General features: G+C 45.8%; 2 protein-coding genes. Both read left to right on the plus strand.

From position 1 onward, the window contains the following. Window positions 1-243 precede the first annotated feature (243 nt). The gene (gene glmS / locus O9324_RS15020; protein ID WP_288140598.1) at window positions 244-2,145 is read left to right on the plus strand and encodes a glutamine--fructose-6-phosphate transaminase (isomerizing); all 1,902 of its coding nucleotides are present in this window, start codon (window positions 244-246) and stop codon (window positions 2,143-2,145) included. A 179-nt stretch (window positions 2,146-2,324) separates the two neighbouring features. Next, a partial coding sequence (locus tag O9324_RS15025; RefSeq protein ID WP_287970696.1) for a DUF3067 family protein occupies window positions 2,325-2,439 on the plus strand: 115 nt, incomplete at its 3' end.

Genomic DNA, 2,439 nt, shown 5'->3' on the forward strand with positions numbered 1-2,439 from the left:
CCAAGCTTTTCTGGTCGGAACCCCCTAAGCCGAGTTTTCAAGGTGCTGCGCCGTCCACTTGGTTTTCGAGACTGGCCTTTTAATTCTAACGTAAAGCCGCCGTTCTACGGCGGGGTTTCAGACCCAAAATTTCCGATGAGAGGAAACTTTGCCCTTACCAGTGCGTCTTTGGCCTCTAAGCAAACAAGTGTCACGCTTGCGATAGAATAGATCGGACTTAGCCTAAATGGGGTCAGCGAAAGAATGTGCGGAATTGTTGGCTATATCGGAACCCAAACAGCGATCGATATTCTCCTAGCTGGATTGGAACGTTTAGAATATCGGGGTTATGATTCGGCAGGAATTGCCACAATTCTCGAAGGTGAATTACATCGAGTTCGCGCCCAGGGAAAACTCTACAATCTGCGGGAAAAATTAGAACAGGAAGTTAATCCCTCCCAAATTGGCATCGGTCACACCCGTTGGGCAACCCACGGCAAACCCGTAGAAAGTAATGCCCATCCCCACACCGATAACAGTCAACGGGTGGCAGTGGTACAGAATGGCATTGTCGAAAATTTTCAGGTATTAAGAACAGAATTAAAGGAAAAAGGCTGTATATTTGACTCGGAAACCGACACAGAAGTTATTCCCCATCTAATCGCCAGTTATCTACCCAAACCTACCGATGAAGACTACTTGGGGGTGAGTCCTTTCCTCAAGGCAGTTTTAAGGGCAATTGAACGTTTGGAGGGGGCCTTTGCCCTAGGGGTGATTAGTCCCGATTATCCCGATGAATTGATTGTCGTGCGGCAACACGCCCCTTTAATCATCGGTTTTGGTCAAGGGGAGTTTTTCTGTGCCTCCGATGTTAGTGCTTTGGTTCCCCATACCCGGGCGGTGCTGTCCCTGGATAATGGCGAAATCGCTCGGTTAACACCCTTGGGAGTAGAAATTTATAATTTTGAAGGGAAAAGAGTCCGTAAAAGCCCCAGAATCCTCGATTGGAGTCCGACGACCGTAGAAAAACAGGGTTATCGTCACTTCATGCTCAAGGAAATCTACGAACAACCCGGAGTGGTGCGCGACTGTTTAGGAACCTATCTGCATCCCCATTGGACAGCACAAAATGAGGATAATGTCAACCCGATAAATATTAATTTTTCTGAAGAAATTTACGATAATTTAGAACATATTCAGATTTTAGCCTGTGGAACCAGTTGGCACGCTAGTTTAGTCGGTAAATACTTGATTGAGCAGTTGGCGGGTATTCCCACAAGGGTACAGTACGCCTCGGAATTTCGCTATGCACCCACGCCCCTGATGCCCAATACTTTAACTATCGGGGTGACGCAATCGGGGGAAACAGCCGACACTTTAGCGGCTTTGGAAACGGAAAAACAGCGTCGTTTAGGATTAGAAAAAAAATATCAGGCCCGGATTATCGGTATTACTAATCGCCCCGAAAGTACCCTAGCACAAATGGTCGATCAGATTATTAATACCCAAGCAGGAATCGAGATCGGGGTGGCGGCAACTAAGAGTTTTACGGCACAATTATTGGGTTTTTATCTCTTAGCTTTGGATTTATCCTATCGTCGTCAAACTTTGTCTTTAGAGAGAATCGAGGAAATTATTAATGGAATGCGATCGCTGCCAAGATCGATCGAAACTGTCTTAGAAACACAGGAAAAAGCGATCGAAGAATTAGCCCATGAATTTAATGACACCCAAGACTTTATTTTCTTGGGACGGGGGATTAATTTCCCCATTGCCTTAGAAGGGGCCTTAAAACTCAAAGAAATCAGTTATATTCATGCGGAAGGCTATCCAGCCGGAGAAATGAAACACGGACCAATCGCGCTTTTAGATGCAAAAGTTCCCGTAGTAGCGATTGCTATGCCGGGGATAGTTTATGAGAAAGTTCTCTCCAATGCACAGGAAGCAAAGGCAAGGGATGCGCGGTTATTGGGAGTAGTTGCCGACAGCGATACGGAAGCACCAAAAGTCTTTAATGATTTGTTGTATGTGCCGGAAATTGAGGAATTATTATCGCCAATTCTAACAGTAATTCCCCTACAATTGCTCTCCTATCATATCGCAGCCCGTCGCGGTTTAGACGTGGATCAGCCGCGCAATTTAGCCAAAAGTGTCACGGTGGAGTAATGTTCCTTAGGTTGAAAGTGTAGTTCACAAGTATATCTAAATTGGAGCAAGAGGACTCCCTTTACACCGCAAAGCGGTTGATGGCGAGATTGTCATCCCTTCGGTAAAATCGAGGGTCTTACCCTGACATTTATGGTAGAATCAAGGGGCCGACTGACATCTGAGAAGCGATAGCAACCATGACGGGTGTGGACTTACAGCAATTATTACTAGAAAAATGGGGTCGTTCCTACGATATCCAGCTGCGACGCATCAAAGATAAGGTTCATGTCCAGGTAATGTGGAAATATCTCG

It is taken from the genome of Microcystis sp. LE19-84.1B, from assembly GCF_027531875.1.
Classification (GTDB): Bacteria; Cyanobacteriota; Cyanobacteriia; order Cyanobacteriales; family Microcystaceae; genus Microcystis; species Microcystis panniformis.